The organism is Micromonospora sp. L5, from assembly GCF_000177655.2.
Classification (GTDB): Bacteria; Actinomycetota; Actinomycetes; order Mycobacteriales; family Micromonosporaceae; genus Micromonospora; species Micromonospora aurantiaca.
Genome location: NC_014815.1, coordinates 6,846,388 through 6,862,080, shown reverse-complemented (window position 1 = coordinate 6,862,080; position 15,693 = coordinate 6,846,388). Strand labels below are relative to the sequence as shown.

Genomic DNA, 15,693 nt, shown 5'->3' with positions numbered 1-15,693 from the left:
CTGCGCCGAACGGCACCCCCACTGCGCCCAGTGACCCACGTCACTCCGCTAACCGGTCACCCCCCACCCGGTCGATCATGAGGTTGACGGCGACAAATCGGACGCGGAGCGCGGCCAACCTCATGATCGACGGAGGAGAGGGGTCAGCCGGGGAGGTCGTGGTAGCGGCCCCGGTAGTGCAGCAACGGGGGTGTGTCCCGGGGCAGGTCCACCGACTCGATCGTGGCCTCGACCAGCAGGCCCCAGCCGTACTCGCGGGCGGTGTCCAGGCGGCAGCCCGCCCACCCGCCGGCGTCGGCGGGCACCGGGCCGTACGGCGTCTCGGTCCAGGCGTCGAGCGCGAACAGGCCGCCGGGCGACGGGAACAGCCCGGCGAAGCGGTCGGCGAGCTGCCGGTGCTGCGGACCCAGCGGGGCCACCGCGAACCGTCCCGCCTCCTCGATCGCCGCCCACAGGTCCGACTCCGGGTCGACCAGGCCGAGCAGCCGGTCCGGTTCGCCCTCGGCCACCAGCGTGGATGAGACGGTCAGCCCGGCCGGACCGGGCGCGGTCCAGAGCGTCACCGGGGCGGCCAGCCGCCCGCGCAGCCGGCGTACCGGCGAGCGTTGCGCGGCCGGCGCCGCGAACGGATCGGTGGAGTGGATCTGCGCGCCCGGCTCTGGATTCACGTGAAACATTGTGCCGCCCGCCACCGGGCGAGGCTCGACGGAACGCCCTACCCTGCCGGGCATGGCTCTCGTCCCACCGCAGAAGCTCGCCCAGGACCGGATGGTCAGCGCCGACGCCGTTCTCGGTGGTCAGGTCGATCTCCGTGCCTACCCGTACCGGCACCTGATGGTCATCGCCCGGCACAAGTGGGGCAGCAGCGGGTTCCCGCCGCTCATGGCGGCGGTCGAGCACCTGTCGAACTACGGCTGGGACCTGGTGAACGTGCTCAGCGTCGGCGACGGCCACCACGTCTACGCGGCGATGCGCCGCACCGCCTGACGGCAGCCCGAGACGCGCGGATCAGTCGTCGCCGAGCAACCGGCGGGCGGCGGCCAGCACCTCCGGGTCGGCGCAGCCGGCCGCGTACCCGGCGATCCGGCGCCGGATGTCGCGCCCGAGCAACCACTCCCCGATCCGCTCGGCGACTGGGCGCAGGAACGCGGGCCGGCAGCGGAAGTTGTACCGCCACGTCGCGATCGTGGTGCCGGGATCCGGGCCGGGCGCGAAGCGCCAGCCGCCGCCGAACCGCTCGAAGAACCACGGTCCGCGCACCATCTTCATGCCGACGTTCGTCGGCGGTGACCAGGACACGTACTCGCTGACCATCACCAGGCCGTGCCGGGAGCGGGTGTACGTGCGCACGCCCCGGCCGGGCCGCGTCGCGCCGTTGACGAAGTGCTGCTCGCGGACGAACGGATCCCAGCGGTACCGCACCGGGGCGGTGGTCTGGGAGACGGCGAACGCCAGCTCCGGAGGGACCGGGACGGTGACGACCGCTTCGACGACAGGCATCAGCGCCTCGGGGTGACATTCGCCAGCAGCTCCGGCTGCCGGTGATCGAGTGTGTCCCCGGCCATGTACGCGCCGAGCAGCGCCGCACCCCCGCCGTACGCCAGCCCGGCCGGCAGCGCCAGCCAGAGCCACACGTCGCCGAGCAGCGCGGCGGCCACCACGAACGGCACCGCCACGACCGCGGAGCCGACCATGGAGACCAGGGTGAGCAGGCCCTTTGTGAATCCCGCGCCGCTGTTCAGGGCGAACGGGTTGCTCGACTCGGGCAGCGAGTACGCGCCGAGCACTGAGACGAACGCGTTGATCGCGAGCCCGCAGCCGTACGCGGCGAACAACGCGCCACCCATCACGCCGAGCCATTCGGGCCGACCGAGGACGACGGCCAGCGCGACCGCGATCACGAGGAGCATCGGCACCACGTAGATCGAGAACGCGGCCATCCGGGCCCGCAGCTCCACCCGCCCCGGCACACCGGCGACCACGTTCGCCGCGAACGAGCTGCCGTCGAAGCCGAACTGGTTGGCGAGCGTCAACGACGCGAGCGCCCCCACGAAGACCATGGTGAGGCTGACCATCGCCGGTGAGGAATCGGCTGTCGCCTGGTCGAACGCGGCGCCGCCCTCGGACAGGAACGCGGGGCCGCCCAGGTTGACCATCAGCGGCACGAACACGCCGACCACTGCGACGGTGATCAGGTTGGCCCGGCGGCGGGCGTCCCGCCACCAGTAGCGGCACTCCCGGGCGACGATCGCGCCGAACCGGTCCCGCCGGGCCCAGCCCACCGCGCGGGGGAAGAGCTGCGCGACCGCGCCGCCGGCCACAGCGCGCGGCGTCCGCGCGGGGCCGCTGCTCGCGGTGCCCACCATCGCCGACTCCAGCGACCGCGACCACCAGAACAGGAGTACGCCGAGCGTCGCGACCGCGATCAGCAGCTTCACCACCGCCGCACCGGTCCGCCCCTGGGCCACGTCCACGCCGGCGGTCCACGGTGCGCCGAACGGCGTCCAGCCGACCACCCGGGCCACACCGTCCAGCCGGTCCCAGTCGGTCTGCCGTACCGCCGCGAGCACCAGCAACTGCAACGGCCCGAGCAGCGCGGCCAGCACCGCGAGCAGCACGGCGGCCAGGTCGCGTACCCGGCGGGAGCGCAGCATCGTCGCGAACGCACTGGTCAGCGCGCGGGCACCGGCCAGGCAGACGAGCAGCCCGACGACCACGCCGAGCGCGCCGACCAGGGCGGCCGCCCATCCACCGAGCGCGCCGGCGGTGACCACCAGCCCGGCCGCCGTGATCGCCGTCGCCAGGGCCGGCACGCTGACCAGGGCGGCGGCGAGCAGACCGGTGACCAGGGTGCGGCGGGACAGCGGCAGCAGCGCGAACCGGGCCGGGTCGAGCGTCTCGTCCACGCCGAAGAAGACGAGCGGCAGGAGCAGCCAGCCGAGCGTCAGAACGCCACCGCCGAACGCGGCGATCATCAGCGCGTACCGGGACTCGCCGGCCAGCCCCGGCGCGGCGAGCAGGAAGAACCCGACGGCGGCGAACCAGAGCCCGAACAGCAGGCCGAGGACGAACAGCGCGACCCGCCAGGTCTGACCCCGGAAGTTGTTGCCGAGCACCCGCAGCTTGAGCCGGACGAAGTGCCAGGGCGACACGCGCCGGGCCGGACGCTCGGGGACGGTCACCGGGACAGCCACGACAGCTCCTCGCCGGTCGCGGTCCGGCCGCCGACCACCTCCACGAAGACGTCCTCCAGCGACCGGTCGCCGCGCACCTCGGCCAGCGTGCCCACCCGCTTGATCCGGCCCTCGGCCAGGATCGCCACGTGGGAGCAGAGCCGCTCGACCACCTCCATCACGTGGCTGGAGAAGATCACCGTTCCGCCGCCGCCGACGTACCGGTGCAGGATGTCGCGGATCAGCGCCGCCGAGACCGGGTCGACGGCCTCGAACGGCTCGTCCAGCACCAGCAGGCGCGGACCGTGCAGCAGCGCGCAGGCCAGCCCGATCTTCTTCTTCATGCCCGCCGAGTAGTCGACCACCAGCGTGCGGCCGGCGTCGGAGAGCGCCAGCACGTCGAGCAGCTCCGCCGCCCGCTGGTCGACCACCGCCGGGTCCATGCCGCGCAGCAGACCGTGGTACGCCAGCAGCTCCGCCCCGCTCAGCCGGTCGAAGAGGCGTACGCCGTCGGGCATCACACCGAGCAGGCTCTTGGCTCGGACCGGGTCGGCCCAGACGTCGTACCCGAGCACCCTCGCCTCACCGGCGTCGGGCCGCAGCAGGCCGACGGCCATGGAGAGGGTGGTGGTCTTGCCCGCTCCGTTCGGGCCGAGCAGGCCGTAGAACGAGCCGGTCGGCACGGCGAGGTCGACGCCCGCCACCGCGACCTTGGTGTCGAAGCGCTTGGCCAGACCACGAAGGGAGAGCGCGGGGTGCTGATCGGTCATGGTCCGACCGTATCGGGCTCCGGCCAGCGGCTGCTCGGGCGGCAGGGTGATCTTCTGCTCCTACCTGGGGAGTAGCGCCTACAGGCGCAGCGACTCCGGGGTGTGCAGGCGGAGCATGGTGGCGCCGACGTCGCGGGGAAGCCGCCGCCGGCTCGCCGTCGACACCACCACCATGACGGTGAACGCCAGCGGCACCGTCCACGCGGCCGGCTGGGTGGTGAGCGTGGCCGGCCACCCGGTCAGCGGCGGGCCGAGCACGGTGAGCAGCACCGCCCCGACGGCCGCGCCGCCGCCGACCAGCACACCGGCGGCGGCGCCCAGGTCGGTCAGGCCGCGCCACCAGATGCCGAGCACCAGCAGCGGGCAGAAGCTCGACGCGGCCACCGCGAACGCCAGCCCCACCACCTGTGACACGTCCAGCCCGGAGACGTTCAGCGAGAGCACCGCCGGCACCCCGCCGGCGATCACCGTGGCGAGCCGGAAGCCGCGTACCGAGCCGCGCCCCAGCACGTCCGTGGAGATCACCCCGGCCACGCTGGTGAGCAGGCCGGACGAGGTGGACAGGAACGCCGCGAACGCGCCGGCCGCGACGAGCGCGGCGAGCAGCCGGCCGGTGGTGCCGTCGCCGAGCGCGGCACCGGGCAGCAGCACCACCACCGCGTCGGTCTGGCCGCTCACCAGCAGTTGCGGGGTGTAGATGCGGCCCAGCACGCCGTACACGGTGGGCAGCAGGTAGAAGACGCCGACGAGCGCCAGCACCACGAGCGTGGTGCGGCGGGCGGCGGCGCCGTCGGGGTTGGTGTAGAAGCGGACCAGCACGTGCGGCAGGCCCATGGTGCCGAGGAACGTGGCCAGGATCAGCGAGTACGTGGCGAACAGCCCTCGGTCGTCCTCGCCGGCGGTGTCCGGCAGCAGCCATTCGGTGGCGCCGGTCGCCGCGCCGGACACCTCCGGCACCGGGTCACCGGCGGCGAACTCCAGGCGGTCGCCGGGGCGTACCTCCCGGATGTCGCCGTCGGGCAGGGTGAGCGTCGCGCGGTGCTCGACCACGACTGTGGTCGCGGTCCGGAACGTCGGTCCGTCGGGCGGGGTCACCGCCGGGCGGGCGTCGGCCTGCCACTGCAACGCCAGGAAGATGGCGGGTACGGCGAGCGCGGTGAGCTTGAGCCAGTACTGGAACGCCTGCACGAAGGTGATCGCCCGCATGCCGCCCAGCGCCACGTTCGCGGTCACCACCACGGCGACGAGCAGCGCGCCGAGCGGGTACGGCGAGCCGGTGAGCGTGGCCAGCGTCAGCCCGGCGCCCTGCAACTGCGGCACCAGGTACAGCCAGCCGATGAAGATCACGAAGACGGTGGCGAGCGTCCGCAGCCGGCGGGAACCGAGCCGTACCTCGCAGAAGTCGGGCAGCGTGAACGCGCCGGAGCGGCGCAGCGGCGCGGCCACGAACAGCAGCAGCGCGAGGTATCCGGCGGCGAAGCCGACCGGGTACCAGAGCACGTCCACGCCGTACTTGAGGATCAGCCCGGCGACGCCGAGGAAGCTCGCCGCCGACAGGTACTCCCCGCCGATCGCGGCGGCGTTCCAGGTCGGGCTGACCGACCGGGACGCGACCAGGAAGTCCGAGGTGGTGCGGGCCAGCCGCAGCCCGTAGAAGCCGATGCCGACGGTGACCAGGGTGACGGCGACGATCGCCGGGACCACGTAGCCGTTGGACATCAGTGTTCCGGCCGTCGGATCAGGTCGACGAAGTCCTGCTCGTTGCGTTCGGCCAGGCGCACGTACGCCCAGCCGACGACGATCAGGAACGGGAAGGACACGACGCCGAGCAGCAGCCACGGCAGGTTGACCCCGAGCACCGTGACCCGGCCGACAGTGGGCGCGATGGCGAACAGCCAGGGCAGGCCGCCGAGCCCGACCAGCACCAGCAGGCTGAGCCGCAGCGCGAGGGAGAGCTGGGCGCGCATCAGCCCCTGTACGAGCGTCTCGCCGACAGGGGTCTGCTGGGTCAGCTCGGAACGGGTGCGGTCGGCCGGGTCGCCGGTCCGGGAGACCTCGGCCAGCACGATCCGGGTCCGCTTCGGCGCGGCGGCCGGCGCCGGCCCGCTGCCCGGCTCGCGGAGCGGTGCGGACGCGCGCGGGCCGGGAACCGGGGCGGCCTCGGCGGGCCGCCCCGAAGGATGCTGTTCCGCGGCTCCGGTCACCCCCGGCAGTCTCGCCCGCTCAGCGGGAATGTCAAGAGCACGGTTCCGAGCCCTGTGCACAACCTGTGGATAACGCTTCACGGTTGTGGATAACCCGGTGGATGGCGTGGAGTCGTTGTGGACAGCGTCAGCTCAGCCCCACCCGTACCGGGTTCGCGGTCGCCGAGCCGAGCCAGGTGTGCGGGTTGCCGAACCAGCACCACCCGAGCTTCGGCGCGCCCTGGCTGATCCACAGCGCCGGCACCCGCCGGTCGCCGCAGCGCGACCCCACGAGCGAGAAGCACCTGTTGCTCGCCAGCGCCTGCGGGTGCAACGTGACGAACGCCAGTCCCTCGTCGATCGTGATCGGCAGCCGGTCCTTCGCGGTCATGTCCTCGAGCGCGGCCGACGGCGGCACGTTGCGGTACTCCTCGCCCCGGTCCACGTCGAAGAGCAGGTACGCGGGACCGGACGGCACCTCCAGCTCCTTGATCGGGTGGAAGGTGGGCAGGTCGTCGGCGGGGAAGTTGCGGTCGAGGACGCCGGTCTTGCGCTTGCCGGCCAGCGTGGTGAGCGCGATGCGTTCCGGCACCGGCACCAGCTCCCGCGTGGTCACCAGCAGGAACGGCACCCGGGCGTCGGTGGGACCGGCCAGTCCGGCGGCACCGGTGACCGCCGCGTCGCGCAGCGGGGTGAGCAGCGCCCGGAACTCGTTCTCGGTCTGCCCGGCCAGCGCCGGGTAGCCGAGCTGCACGAGGCGGTCGAGCTGGCGGTCGAATTCGGTAGCGGCGTCGAAACGGTCGTCGGACATGCGGTCCCCCACCCTGTCGTACGGTCTGCCGTACATTGTACGTCAGCGCTCCCGACGCCCCCGTCCCTCAGCGGCTCCAGTCCTGTTTCGCGGCGCGTACCAGCTTGTCCTTCAGCTCCCGGGTGTGCCGGCGGCTCACCGGCAGCTCGGATCCGTCGATCACCACCACGTAGCCGGAGTTGACCAGCCGCAGCTCGGCGATGAGCCGCAGCTGCACCAGATACGACCGGTGGATCCGGACGAACCCGGCATCGGCCCAGCGCTCGGCCAGCGTCGCCAGCGACACCCGGACCAGGTGCGACCCCTCCGCCGTGTGCAGCCGCGCGTAGTCGCCCTGCGCCTCCACCCACCGCACCGCCGAGCGGGGCAGCATCCGCGTGGTGCCGGCCAGCTCGATCGGGATGGTCGGATCCTCCTCCGCCCGGGCCAGCGCGGCCGGATGCGACGGCACCACCCGGGAGCCGATCACCCGGCGCAGCGACTCGGCCAGCCGCTCGGCGCGTACCGGCTTGCGCACGTAGTCGGTGGCGCCCAGGTCGAACGCGTCCACCGCGCCGTCGTCGTACGCGGTGACGAACACGATCGCCGGCGGCCGGGCGAACCGGCGCAGCACCCGGGCCAGCTCCATGCCGTCCAGCCCCGGCATCCGGATGTCGAGGAACACCACGTCCACGTCGTCGTCGCGCAGCACGCGCAGCGCCTCGGTCGCGTCCCCGGCCGTGTGCAGCCGGGCCACCCGGGGGTCGGCGCGCAGGTGGTACGCCAGCTCGTCGAGCGCGGGCGGCTCGTCGTCCACCGCCAGCACCCGGAGGAAACCGGTGCCGGTGACGGTCACGACGACGCCCGGACGCCGGGGTGGAACTTCGGCACACGCATGCTGACCTTCGTACCCGAACCCAGGCCGGTCTCCACCACCAGGCCGAAGCCGTCCCCGAAGACCGACCGGAGCCGTTCGTCGACGTTCGAGAGGCCGACGTGCTGCCCCGGGTCGTCGGCCGGGTCGCCGGCCGCGCCCGACACCTCGGCGATGCCGGCGGTAAGCGTCGTCGGATCCATCCCCACCCCGTCGTCCTCCACCGTGATGTGACACTCCGCGCCCGCGTCCCGGGCCTCGATGCTCACCATGCCGGTGCCCGGCTTGCGGGACAACCCGTGCCGGACCGCGTTCTCCACGAGCGGCTGGAGGCAGAGGAACGGCAGCGTCACCGGCAGCACCTCCGGCGCGATCTGGAGGCGCACCTGGAGCCGCTCGCCGAAACGCGCCCGCTCGATGGTCAGGTAGCGGTCGATCGAACGCAGCTCCTCGGCCAGCGTGGTGAACTCGCCGTGCGCCCGGAACGAGTAGCGGGTGAACTCGGCGAACTCCAGGATCAGCTCCCGCGCCCGCTCCGGGTCGGTGCGCACGAACGAGCCGATCGCGGTGAGCGCGTTGTAGATGAAGTGCGGGCTGATCTGAGCGCGCAGCGCGCGTACCTCGGCCCGCGCCAGCCGCTCCCGCGACGACTCCAGCTCGGCCAGCGCGAGCTGGTCACCCGCCCAGTGCGCGGTCTCCAGCGTCGCCTGCACCAGACCCGGGGCCGGGCGCTCGTCGGCCACCGCCACCAGCGCCCCGACCACCCGCCCGTCCGCGCGCAGCGGCGCCACCACCGCGCCGCGTACCGGGCAGTCGACCAGGTCGCAACGCAGCTCCGACTCGCCCAGCACTGTGGAGCGCCCGCTGTCGGCCGCCCGCCGGGCCGCCGCGACCAGCTGGTCGCCGTGGTGCGCGCCCTGCCCGTCGACCGCGAGCAACGCGTCGCGGTCCGTCAGCGCCAGCCCGGCCGCGCCCACGAGTGCCCGCAGATGGCGTACGGCCTTCGCCGCGTCCGCCGCGGTCAGGCCGGCGCGCAGCGGCTCGGCGGCGAGCCCCGCGGTGTGCAGCACCTCGTACGTGGCCCGCTGCGTGGCGGTGGCGATGCCCCGCCGGCCGCGCAGCCGCAGCACCGCCCAGAGCGCCGCGGCCAACGCGGTGACCAGCGAGACGACGGCGAAGACGGCGGAGAGGTTGCCACCCACGCAGCGATCCTGCCGGGTGCCGGCCCGGTAGCGCTAGTACGCGCCCTTGCGGGCCAGCACCACGCCCACGGTCCGCCACAGGATGCTCAGGTCGTACGCCAGCGACCAGTTGTCGACGTAGTAGAGGTCGAGCCGGACCGCCTCGTCCCAGGACAGGTCGGAGCGGCCGGAGACCTGCCACAGACCGGTCATGCCCGGCCGGACCAGCAGCCGACGCCGGACGTCGCCGAGGAAGTCGCCGTCGTCGGCGGGCAGCGGGCGCGGGCCGACGAGCGACATCTCGCCCCAGAGCACGTTGATCAGCTGGGGCAGCTCGTCCAGCGACGTGGCACGCAGGAAGCGGCCCACCGGGAAGACCCGGGGGTCCTGCTTCATCTTGAACAGCATGCCGTCGGTCTCGTTCTGGTCGACCAGGCCGGCCAGCCGCTCCTCGGCGTCGACGTACATGGTCCGGAACTTCCAGACCCGGAACGTCCGCCCCTCGTGCCCCACCCGGGGCTGACGGAAGAAGACCGGCCCGGGGTCGGAGATCCGGATGGCGACGGCGATGGCGAGGAAGAGCGGGGCCAGCAGCAGCAGGCCCAGCCCGGCGGCGACCCGGTCCATCAGGTTCTTGACCAGCAGCGCCGGCCCGGACAGGGTCGGCTCCTCGACGTGCAGCAGCGGCAGGCCCTCGATCGGGCGGATGTGCACCCGGGGACCGGCGATGTCGGTGAGCTGGGGCGCGACCACCAGATCGACGCCGGAGCCCTCCAACTGCCAGGCCAGCCGGCGCAGCTCGCCCGGCTCGGCGCTGGCCGAGCCGCAGACCGCGATCGTGTCGCCGCCGACCTCACGCACCAGGGCCAGTACGTCCCGGCCCGCGTACACCGGCACCGGGGTCTCCAGGCCGCGCGCGGCGGCGTACCCGTCGGTGAGGTGGATGGCCACCGGCACCAGGCCGACGGACGGGTTCCGGGTGACAGTGGTGTAGACCTCCAGGCACTCCGGAAGCGTGCCGACGAGCACCATCCGGTGCCCGGCGTGGCCGGCGCGGCGACGCAGAGCGTGCAGGCAGGCCCGGGCGATCATGCGGCCGAGCAGGATCAGCAGCAGGGCGCCGAGCAGCGCGAAGCCGACCGTCCAGCGGGACAGGGTGGTCTTCGTGGCGAAGGCGAGGAACGAGACCGTCGCGGCGACCGCGACGCCGCCGCGGATCACCCGCTTGAACTCGTCCGGGCCGAGGCCAAGGTAGCGCCGGTCGTAGGCCCGGTTGCCCCAGAGGATGAGCACCCAGCCGAGCGGCAGGAGCGCGAAGGCCACGGTGTAGAACCACGCCTCGGGCGCGTTCCGGAAGCCGGAGGCGGCCTGCTCGAAGATCTGCACGGCCAGGAAGCTGGCCAGGGCGGCCGCGCCGAAGTCGAGCAGCAGCAGGAATGCGATGTAGGGCCGGTGCCACCGGGACACCCGGCGCCGGGCTCGGGCCCACGCCGACCGGGGTACGCCGTTGTGCGACGGCGGAGTCGGCGGCTGGATCTCAAAGCTGTCGACGTGCCGCACGCTCTTGCTCCGGCCTCTGTCGGTTACCGGGCGCTGGAGGCTTGTCGTCACCTCAACCCATGTCCTCCCGCATGACCCGCGTCCTCACTCGGCGTGAGGGCCCGGGTCGCTCACCGTCCCAGTCTCCCACGCGGGCCCGGCCCGGACCGGCCCCCGCGAGGAAGCCGTTCCGCTGGTGCTCGGTGAGATCTGGCCGGCTCCGAATCAGTTGTGAAGCCGGGGACCGAGCCACTATACCGATGGATGACGGCTCGGGTAGAGGGGCGGACCGGGAGCATCGGCGATCCCGGGTCGATTCCACTCGGTAACCGGCGAATGCCATTACTCACCGTACGAGGCGGGACAACCTTCGGTCAGCCAGCGGCTTGCCACCGGTCTGACAGGTGGGGCAGTACTGAAGGCTCGAATCGGCGAACGAGACCTCCCGCACCGTGTCGCCGCAGACCGGACACGGCAGCCCCTTGCGGGCGTGCACCTTGAGGCCCGAACGCTTCTCGCCCTTCAGCTCCGCGGCCCGCTGCCCCATCGACCGGCGTACCGCGTCGCCGAGGACCGTCCGCGTCGCCGCGTGCAGACCGGCGAGCTGGTCGTCGGTGAGCCGGTCGGTGATCGCGAACGGCGAGAGCCGCGCCGCGTGCAGGATCTCGTCCGAGTACGCGTTCCCCACCCCGGCGAGCACCGACTGGTCGGTCAGCACGCCCTTCACCTGACCCCGGCGGCTGCGCAGCCGTTCGGCGAAGGTCGGCAGGTCCGCCTCCAGCGCGTCCGGCCCGAGCTTCGCCACGCCCGGCACCTGCGCCGGGTCGGTGACCAGGTAGGCGGCCAGCTTCTTCTGGGTGCCGGCCTCGGTCAGGTCGAAGCCGGAGCCGTCGTCGAGGCGTACCCGCACCGCGATCGGGCCCTTGCCGGGCCGCAGCGGGGTCGCCGCCGGGAACGCCTCCCGGTAGTGCAGCCAGCCCGCCCGGGCCAGGTGGACCACCAGGTGCAGACCCTCGTCGAACCGCACGTCCAGGAACTTGCCGTACCGGCCGGCGCCGGTGACCGCACGGCCGGCGACCGCGCTCGGCGGCGGATCGTACGTCTTCAGGGCGCTGATCGCGGCGACCTCGAACCGCTCGACGCGGCGGCCCACCGCACGCTCGCGCAGGTAACCGGCGAGCGCTTCCACCTCCGGAAGTTCGGGCACGGTACAACGGTAGCCTTCTTTCCCGTGAGCGCGAGGAATGAGCTGGCGAGTCCCATGCGCGAGCGCGAGGAGTGAGCTTGCGAGCCCCGCAGCCGCGAGCAGAGATCGGCACAGTCGCGAACGAAAGGCGAGCTCTGTGAGAATCGTGGTGGCGCACAACCGGTACCGGGAAGCCCAGCCCTCCGGCGAGAACACCATCGTCGACGCGGAGATCGCCCAGCTCACCGCCGCCGGCGTGGAGGTGCTGCCGTTCCTGCGCAGCTCGGACGAGATCCCGTCGATGTCCAAGCCGGCCAAGGCGCTGCTGCCGATCTCGCCGATCTGGGCGCCGAAGGCCCAGCACGACCTCGACCGCCTGCTCACCGAGCACCGGCCGGACGTGTTGCACCTGCACAACCCGTACCCTCTGCTCTCGCCCTGGGTGGTGCGGACCGCGCACAAGCGCGGCGTGCCGGTGGTGCAGACGGTGCACAACTACCGGCAGGTCTGCTCCTCGGGCCTCTACTTCCGCGACGGCGTGATCTGCCAGGACTGCCGGGGGCGGACGCTGGGCGTACCGGCGATCGTGCACCGCTGCTACCGCAACTCCCGGGCGCAGAGCGCGCTGATGGCGACCACGCTCGCCGTGCACCGCCCCACCTGGAAGTCGGTGGACCGGTACATCGCGCTCACCACGGCGGTGGCTGATCATCTGCGCGACTACGGCATCCCGGACGAGCGGATCGTGGTCAAGCCGAACGCCGTGCCCGACCCGGGCACCCCGGCGCCGTCCGGGAACGGCTTCCTCTTCATGGGCCGGCTCAGCCCCGAGAAGGGCCTCGATCTGCTGCTCGCGGCGTGGCGGCGGCACCCGGTGGGTGCGCTCGGCCCGCTGCGCATCGCCGGTGACGGCGAGCTGCGTCCGCTGGCCGAGGCGGCCGCCGCCGAGCGGCCCGACGTGCTCTACCTGGGTCAGCTCGACCGTTCCGGGGTACGCGCGGCGCTGGCCGACAGTTCCGTGGTGCTGGCCACCTCCACCTGGCACGACGTGCTGCCCACCGTGATCATCGAGGCGCTGGCGGCCGGTCGGCCGGTGCTCGGCACCGCGCTCGGCGGCATCCCGTACCTGGTGGGCGCGGACGGCCCGCGTGAGCCCGCCGGCACCGGCCCGGCCGAGGTGGCAACAGCGGCCCCGGGCGACGGGCGGGTCGCGTTGCCGTCAGGGGTGCAGCGCGGCGAGGCCGGCTGGGTGGTGGCGCCCGAGGCGGACGTGCTCGCCGCCGCGCTGCCGCTGGCCGCCGCCGAGGCACGCATGCTCGCCGGCGCGGCCCGGTCCCGCTACGAGCGCACCTTCCACCCCGACGTGATCACGAAGCGCCTGATCGACATCTACGCCGGCCTGGCCGGAGGTCGTGCCGCGCGCTGACCGAGGTGTTAGGAGGGGCCCCTTTCAATGCACGAGGCGTTAAGAAGGGGCCCTTCCTTACCGCAGGGAGGCGCGGGCGGAGAAGGCGATGCTTGCCAGCAGGAATCCGCCGTTGACCACGGTGAACGCGACCATCAGCCAGAGCGCCAGCGCGGGGGCGAAGGCCAGCACCAGGCCGGCCAGGAAGATCACCGCGCCGTAGTCGCGGACCAGCTTGACCAGGCGTACCGGGAGCGAGGTCGAGGTCACCATGCTCGCCGCGTTCGGCCCCGACTGCATCACCGAGGTCACCAGGTTGACCATCCAGGTGCCCGCGAACACCGCCACCAGCCAGACCGGCGTGGACGGGCGCTGCGCCACGGCTGTCGCGCCGATGGCGGCCACCAGCGCGATCTGGGCGGCCACGTCGCAGAGCACGTCGACCCGGGCACCGGCCGCGCTGCCCTGACCGGTCACCCGCGCGAGCTGCCCGTCGGCGCAGTCCAGCGCGTACGCGATCTGCCAGGCGACCAGGGCGACCAGCCCGACCACCCAGGCCGGTACGGTGCCGGCGGCCACGTCGTCGGCGAGCGCCACCACTGTGACCGAGGCGGCCAGCCCCAGCACCAGGTTGGCGAGCGTCAGCGCGGTCGGGCGCAACCCGAGGCGCTGCGCGGCCAGCGCGAAGGCCGCCCCGATCCACTGGCTGATCGACTCGCTGAACAGGCCGCCTCCCCGGTTGACCCGGTGGAAGTCGGCGACGGTGGGACGGGGCTCAGCCAATGTGGTCGCGGAGGGCACCGGCGTAGTCTGCCAGCCGCTCCCGCGTCTCGGTAGCGGACATCGCGAGGTGTTCGAGGATGGTGTAGCGGTCCGGCCGGGTGGCCGGCGCGAACTGCACCGCCTCGACGAACTGGTCGTCGGTCAGCTCGACCTCGGCGGGCAGCCGGGGCAGCCCGTGCCGGGTCAGGCAGGCCGCCATCTCGGCGAACCGGCGCTCGTCGCCGCGCAGGAACGTGCAGAACAGCGCGCCGAGCCCGGCCAGCTCGCCGTGTGAGGCGGTGCCGGGGAACAGCGCGTCGATCGCGTGCATGATCTCGTGGCAGCCGCCGCTGCACGGCCGGCTGGTGCCCTCGATCGCCATCGCCAGACCACTGGAGATCAGCGCGTCGGCGAGCACCGTGACGAAGCCGTCGTCGTTCATGTCACCCGGGTGGTTGAGCACCGCCTCGGCACCGGCGCGCGACAGCGAGGCGGCCAGCCCGTCGACCCGCTCACCGCGGACCCGCCGGGCCAGTTCCCAGTCCGCCAGCGCGCTGATGTTGCTCACCACGTCGCCGACGCCGGCCCGGTTGTGCCGCTCCGGCCCGGCCTCCACGAAGTCCAGGTCCACGATCACCGCGATCGGGATGTGCACACCGTAGGAGCCCTTCAGGCCCTCCGTGATCAGGCTTGCCACCGGGGAGGCGATGCCGTCGTTGGCGAGGCTCGTCGCCACCGACACCATCGGCAGCCCGCGCCGGGTCGCCGCGTACTTGGCCACGTCGATGGTCTTGCCGCCGCCGATGCCGACCACCGCGTCGTACGACCGGGTGCGCAGCTTCGCCCCCAGGTCGTCGGCGGCGTCGAGCGTCCCCCCGGCCACCGTGAACACGTCGGCCGAGCGCAGCGACGGCCGGATCAGCTCGGCGATCCGTTCGCCCTGCCCCGGCCCGACCACCACGGCGACGTCGCCACCGGCCGAGATCCGCCCGTCGGAGAGGATCGCCGCCAGATCGGCCACCGCGCCCCGCCGCACGTCGATGTGCAGCGGGGTGAGGACGCTGCGGGCTAGTAGCGGCACGCGATCTCCCGCGCCCGGGCCAGATCGGCGTGGTTGTCGACCTCGACCCAGGAGACGTCGCCGATCGGGGCCGCCCGCACCTCGCCGCCGCGCTCGGCGAACTCCTGGTAGCCGTCCTCGTAGTAGAGGTTCGGGTCGCGCCGCCAGGTCGCCTCCAGCGCGTCCGCGAGCGGCTCGGCCACCTGCGGCTCGATGAGCGTCGCGCCGATGTACTCGCCGTACGCCTCGCCCGGGTCCATCAGCTTGGTGATCCGGGTGAGCTGGCCGGCGGCGTCGAAGGTGGTCTTCATCTCCTCCTCGGCCAGCGGCTTGAGCGTGTCCACGGCGAGCAGGATGCCCGGGCCGCGCTCGGCCAGCAGCGTCTTCTCCACGCTCACCGGGTGCACGGTGTCGCCGTTGACCAGCAGCACGCCCCGGGAGAAGTGCTCACGCGCCAGCCAGAGCGAGTACGCGTTGTTCCACTCCTCGGCCTTGTCGTTGTGGACCAGGGTGATCGTGACGCCGTACTTCTCCTCCAGGGCGGCCTGGCGCTGCCGCACCGCGTCGGCCGCGTAGCCGACCACGATCACGACTTCGTTCAGCCCCACCTCGGCGAGGTTGCGCAGCGCGATGTCGAGGATGGTGGTCTCCCCGTCGACCGGCACCAGGGCCTTGGGCAGGGTGTCGGTGTACGGCCGCAGCCGGCGCCCCGCACCTGCGGCGAGCACCATCCCGATCATGCCGACACGCTCCTCTTCTCGACCCGATTC

The 15,693-nt window shown here is 73.0% G+C and carries 16 protein-coding genes; 2 read left to right on the top strand and 14 right to left on the bottom strand.

All coding sequences use genetic code 11. From position 1 onward, the window contains the following. Positions 1-143: 143 nt before the first annotated feature. Complete coding sequence (locus tag ML5_RS30665; protein WP_318528075.1) at positions 144-731, bottom strand: flavin reductase family protein; 588 nt, start codon at positions 729-731, stop codon at positions 144-146. Between ML5_RS30665 and ML5_RS30660 the strand changes: the two genes are divergently transcribed. Continuing rightward, complete coding sequence (locus ML5_RS30660) at positions 730-987, top strand: hypothetical protein (RefSeq protein ID WP_013289295.1); 258 nt, start codon at positions 730-732, stop codon at positions 985-987. The two genes, ML5_RS30665 and ML5_RS30660, sit on opposite strands and share 2 nt — an antisense overlap. A 21-nt stretch (positions 988-1,008) precedes the next feature. Here ML5_RS30660 and ML5_RS30655 read toward each other — a convergent pair whose 3' ends face one another. From ML5_RS30655 to ML5_RS30610, 10 genes are all read right to left on the bottom strand, one after another. Beyond that, positions 1,009-1,500, bottom strand: coding sequence for an SRPBCC family protein (locus tag ML5_RS30655; protein ID WP_013289294.1), 492 nt, complete (start codon positions 1,498-1,500; stop codon positions 1,009-1,011). Then, entirely contained in the window at positions 1,500-3,194 is a 1,695-nt protein-coding gene (locus ML5_RS30650) for a hypothetical protein (RefSeq protein ID WP_013477484.1), read from the bottom strand. The genes ML5_RS30655 and ML5_RS30650 overlap by 1 nt, the downstream gene beginning before the upstream one ends. Beyond that, positions 3,179-3,943 (bottom strand): ABC transporter ATP-binding protein, encoded by a 765-nt coding sequence (locus ML5_RS30645; RefSeq protein WP_013289292.1) that lies wholly within the window; start codon positions 3,941-3,943, stop codon positions 3,179-3,181. The genes ML5_RS30650 and ML5_RS30645 overlap by 16 nt, the downstream gene beginning before the upstream one ends. A 78-nt stretch (positions 3,944-4,021) precedes the next feature. Further along, complete coding sequence (locus ML5_RS30640) at positions 4,022-5,662, bottom strand: cation acetate symporter (protein ID WP_013477483.1); 1,641 nt, start codon at positions 5,660-5,662, stop codon at positions 4,022-4,024. After that, a complete protein-coding gene (locus ML5_RS30635) occupies positions 5,662-6,012 on the bottom strand; it encodes a hypothetical protein (RefSeq protein WP_174361831.1) in 351 nt (116 codons plus the stop codon). Before ML5_RS30635 ends, ML5_RS30640 begins: the two co-directional genes overlap by 1 nt. A 262-nt stretch (positions 6,013-6,274) precedes the next feature. Then, the gene (locus ML5_RS30630) at positions 6,275-6,937 is read right to left on the bottom strand and encodes a DUF5701 family protein (RefSeq protein ID WP_236619338.1); all 663 of its coding nucleotides are present in this window, start codon (positions 6,935-6,937) and stop codon (positions 6,275-6,277) included. 67 nt (positions 6,938-7,004) lie between these two features. Next, positions 7,005-7,772, bottom strand: a complete 768-nt coding sequence (locus ML5_RS30625; RefSeq protein ID WP_013289288.1) for a LytTR family DNA-binding domain-containing protein — start codon at positions 7,770-7,772, stop codon at positions 7,005-7,007. Further along, the gene (locus ML5_RS30620) at positions 7,769-8,992 is read right to left on the bottom strand and encodes a histidine kinase (protein ID WP_013289287.1); all 1,224 of its coding nucleotides are present in this window, start codon (positions 8,990-8,992) and stop codon (positions 7,769-7,771) included. The genes ML5_RS30625 and ML5_RS30620 overlap by 4 nt, the downstream gene beginning before the upstream one ends. Positions 8,993-9,025: 33 nt before the next feature. Then, positions 9,026-10,531, bottom strand: a complete 1,506-nt coding sequence (locus ML5_RS30615; RefSeq protein ID WP_013289286.1) for a sugar transferase — start codon at positions 10,529-10,531, stop codon at positions 9,026-9,028. A 325-nt stretch (positions 10,532-10,856) separates the two neighbouring features. Continuing rightward, entirely contained in the window at positions 10,857-11,717 is an 861-nt protein-coding gene (locus tag ML5_RS30610; RefSeq protein WP_013477480.1) for an Fpg/Nei family DNA glycosylase, read from the bottom strand. A gap of 136 nt (positions 11,718-11,853) precedes the next feature. Between ML5_RS30610 and ML5_RS30605 the strand changes: the two genes are divergently transcribed. Further along, complete coding sequence (locus ML5_RS30605; protein WP_013477479.1) at positions 11,854-13,122, top strand: glycosyltransferase family 4 protein; 1,269 nt, start codon at positions 11,854-11,856, stop codon at positions 13,120-13,122. A gap of 57 nt (positions 13,123-13,179) precedes the next feature. Here ML5_RS30605 and ML5_RS30600 read toward each other — a convergent pair whose 3' ends face one another. Genes ML5_RS30600 through ML5_RS30590 form a run of 3 tightly spaced genes read right to left on the bottom strand, consistent with a single transcriptional unit; the run spans position 13,180 to position 15,663 of the window. Continuing rightward, positions 13,180-13,902: a CDP-alcohol phosphatidyltransferase family protein gene (locus ML5_RS30600; protein WP_013477478.1), complete on the bottom strand. Its 723-nt coding sequence runs from the start codon at positions 13,900-13,902 to the stop codon at positions 13,180-13,182. After that, positions 13,877-14,944 (bottom strand): iron-containing alcohol dehydrogenase family protein, encoded by a 1,068-nt coding sequence (locus ML5_RS30595; RefSeq protein WP_013477477.1) that lies wholly within the window; start codon positions 14,942-14,944, stop codon positions 13,877-13,879. Before ML5_RS30595 ends, ML5_RS30600 begins: the two co-directional genes overlap by 26 nt. Next, on the bottom strand, positions 14,932-15,663 hold the full coding sequence (locus ML5_RS30590; protein ID WP_013289281.1) for a sugar phosphate nucleotidyltransferase: 732 nt from the start codon (positions 15,661-15,663) through the stop codon (positions 14,932-14,934). Before ML5_RS30590 ends, ML5_RS30595 begins: the two co-directional genes overlap by 13 nt. Between the last annotated feature and the right edge of the window lie 30 nt (positions 15,664-15,693).

Coding starts and splice junctions, on each gene's coding strand:
- ML5_RS30660 (WP_013289295.1), top strand. CDS start 730: ATGGCTCTCGTCCCACCGCAGAAGCTCGCCCAGGACCGGATGGTCAGC.
- ML5_RS30665 (WP_318528075.1), bottom strand. CDS start 731: ATGCCCGGCAGGGTAGGGCGTTCCGTCGAGCCTCGCCCGGTGGCGGGC.
- ML5_RS30655 (WP_013289294.1), bottom strand. CDS start 1,500: ATGCCTGTCGTCGAAGCGGTCGTCACCGTCCCGGTCCCTCCGGAGCTG.
- ML5_RS30645 (WP_013289292.1), bottom strand. CDS start 3,943: ATGACCGATCAGCACCCCGCGCTCTCCCTTCGTGGTCTGGCCAAGCGC.
- ML5_RS30640 (WP_013477483.1), bottom strand. CDS start 5,662: ATGTCCAACGGCTACGTGGTCCCGGCGATCGTCGCCGTCACCCTGGTC.
- ML5_RS30630 (WP_236619338.1), bottom strand. CDS start 6,937: ATGTCCGACGACCGTTTCGACGCCGCTACCGAATTCGACCGCCAGCTC.
- ML5_RS30590 (WP_013289281.1), bottom strand. CDS start 15,663: ATGATCGGGATGGTGCTCGCCGCAGGTGCGGGGCGCCGGCTGCGGCCG.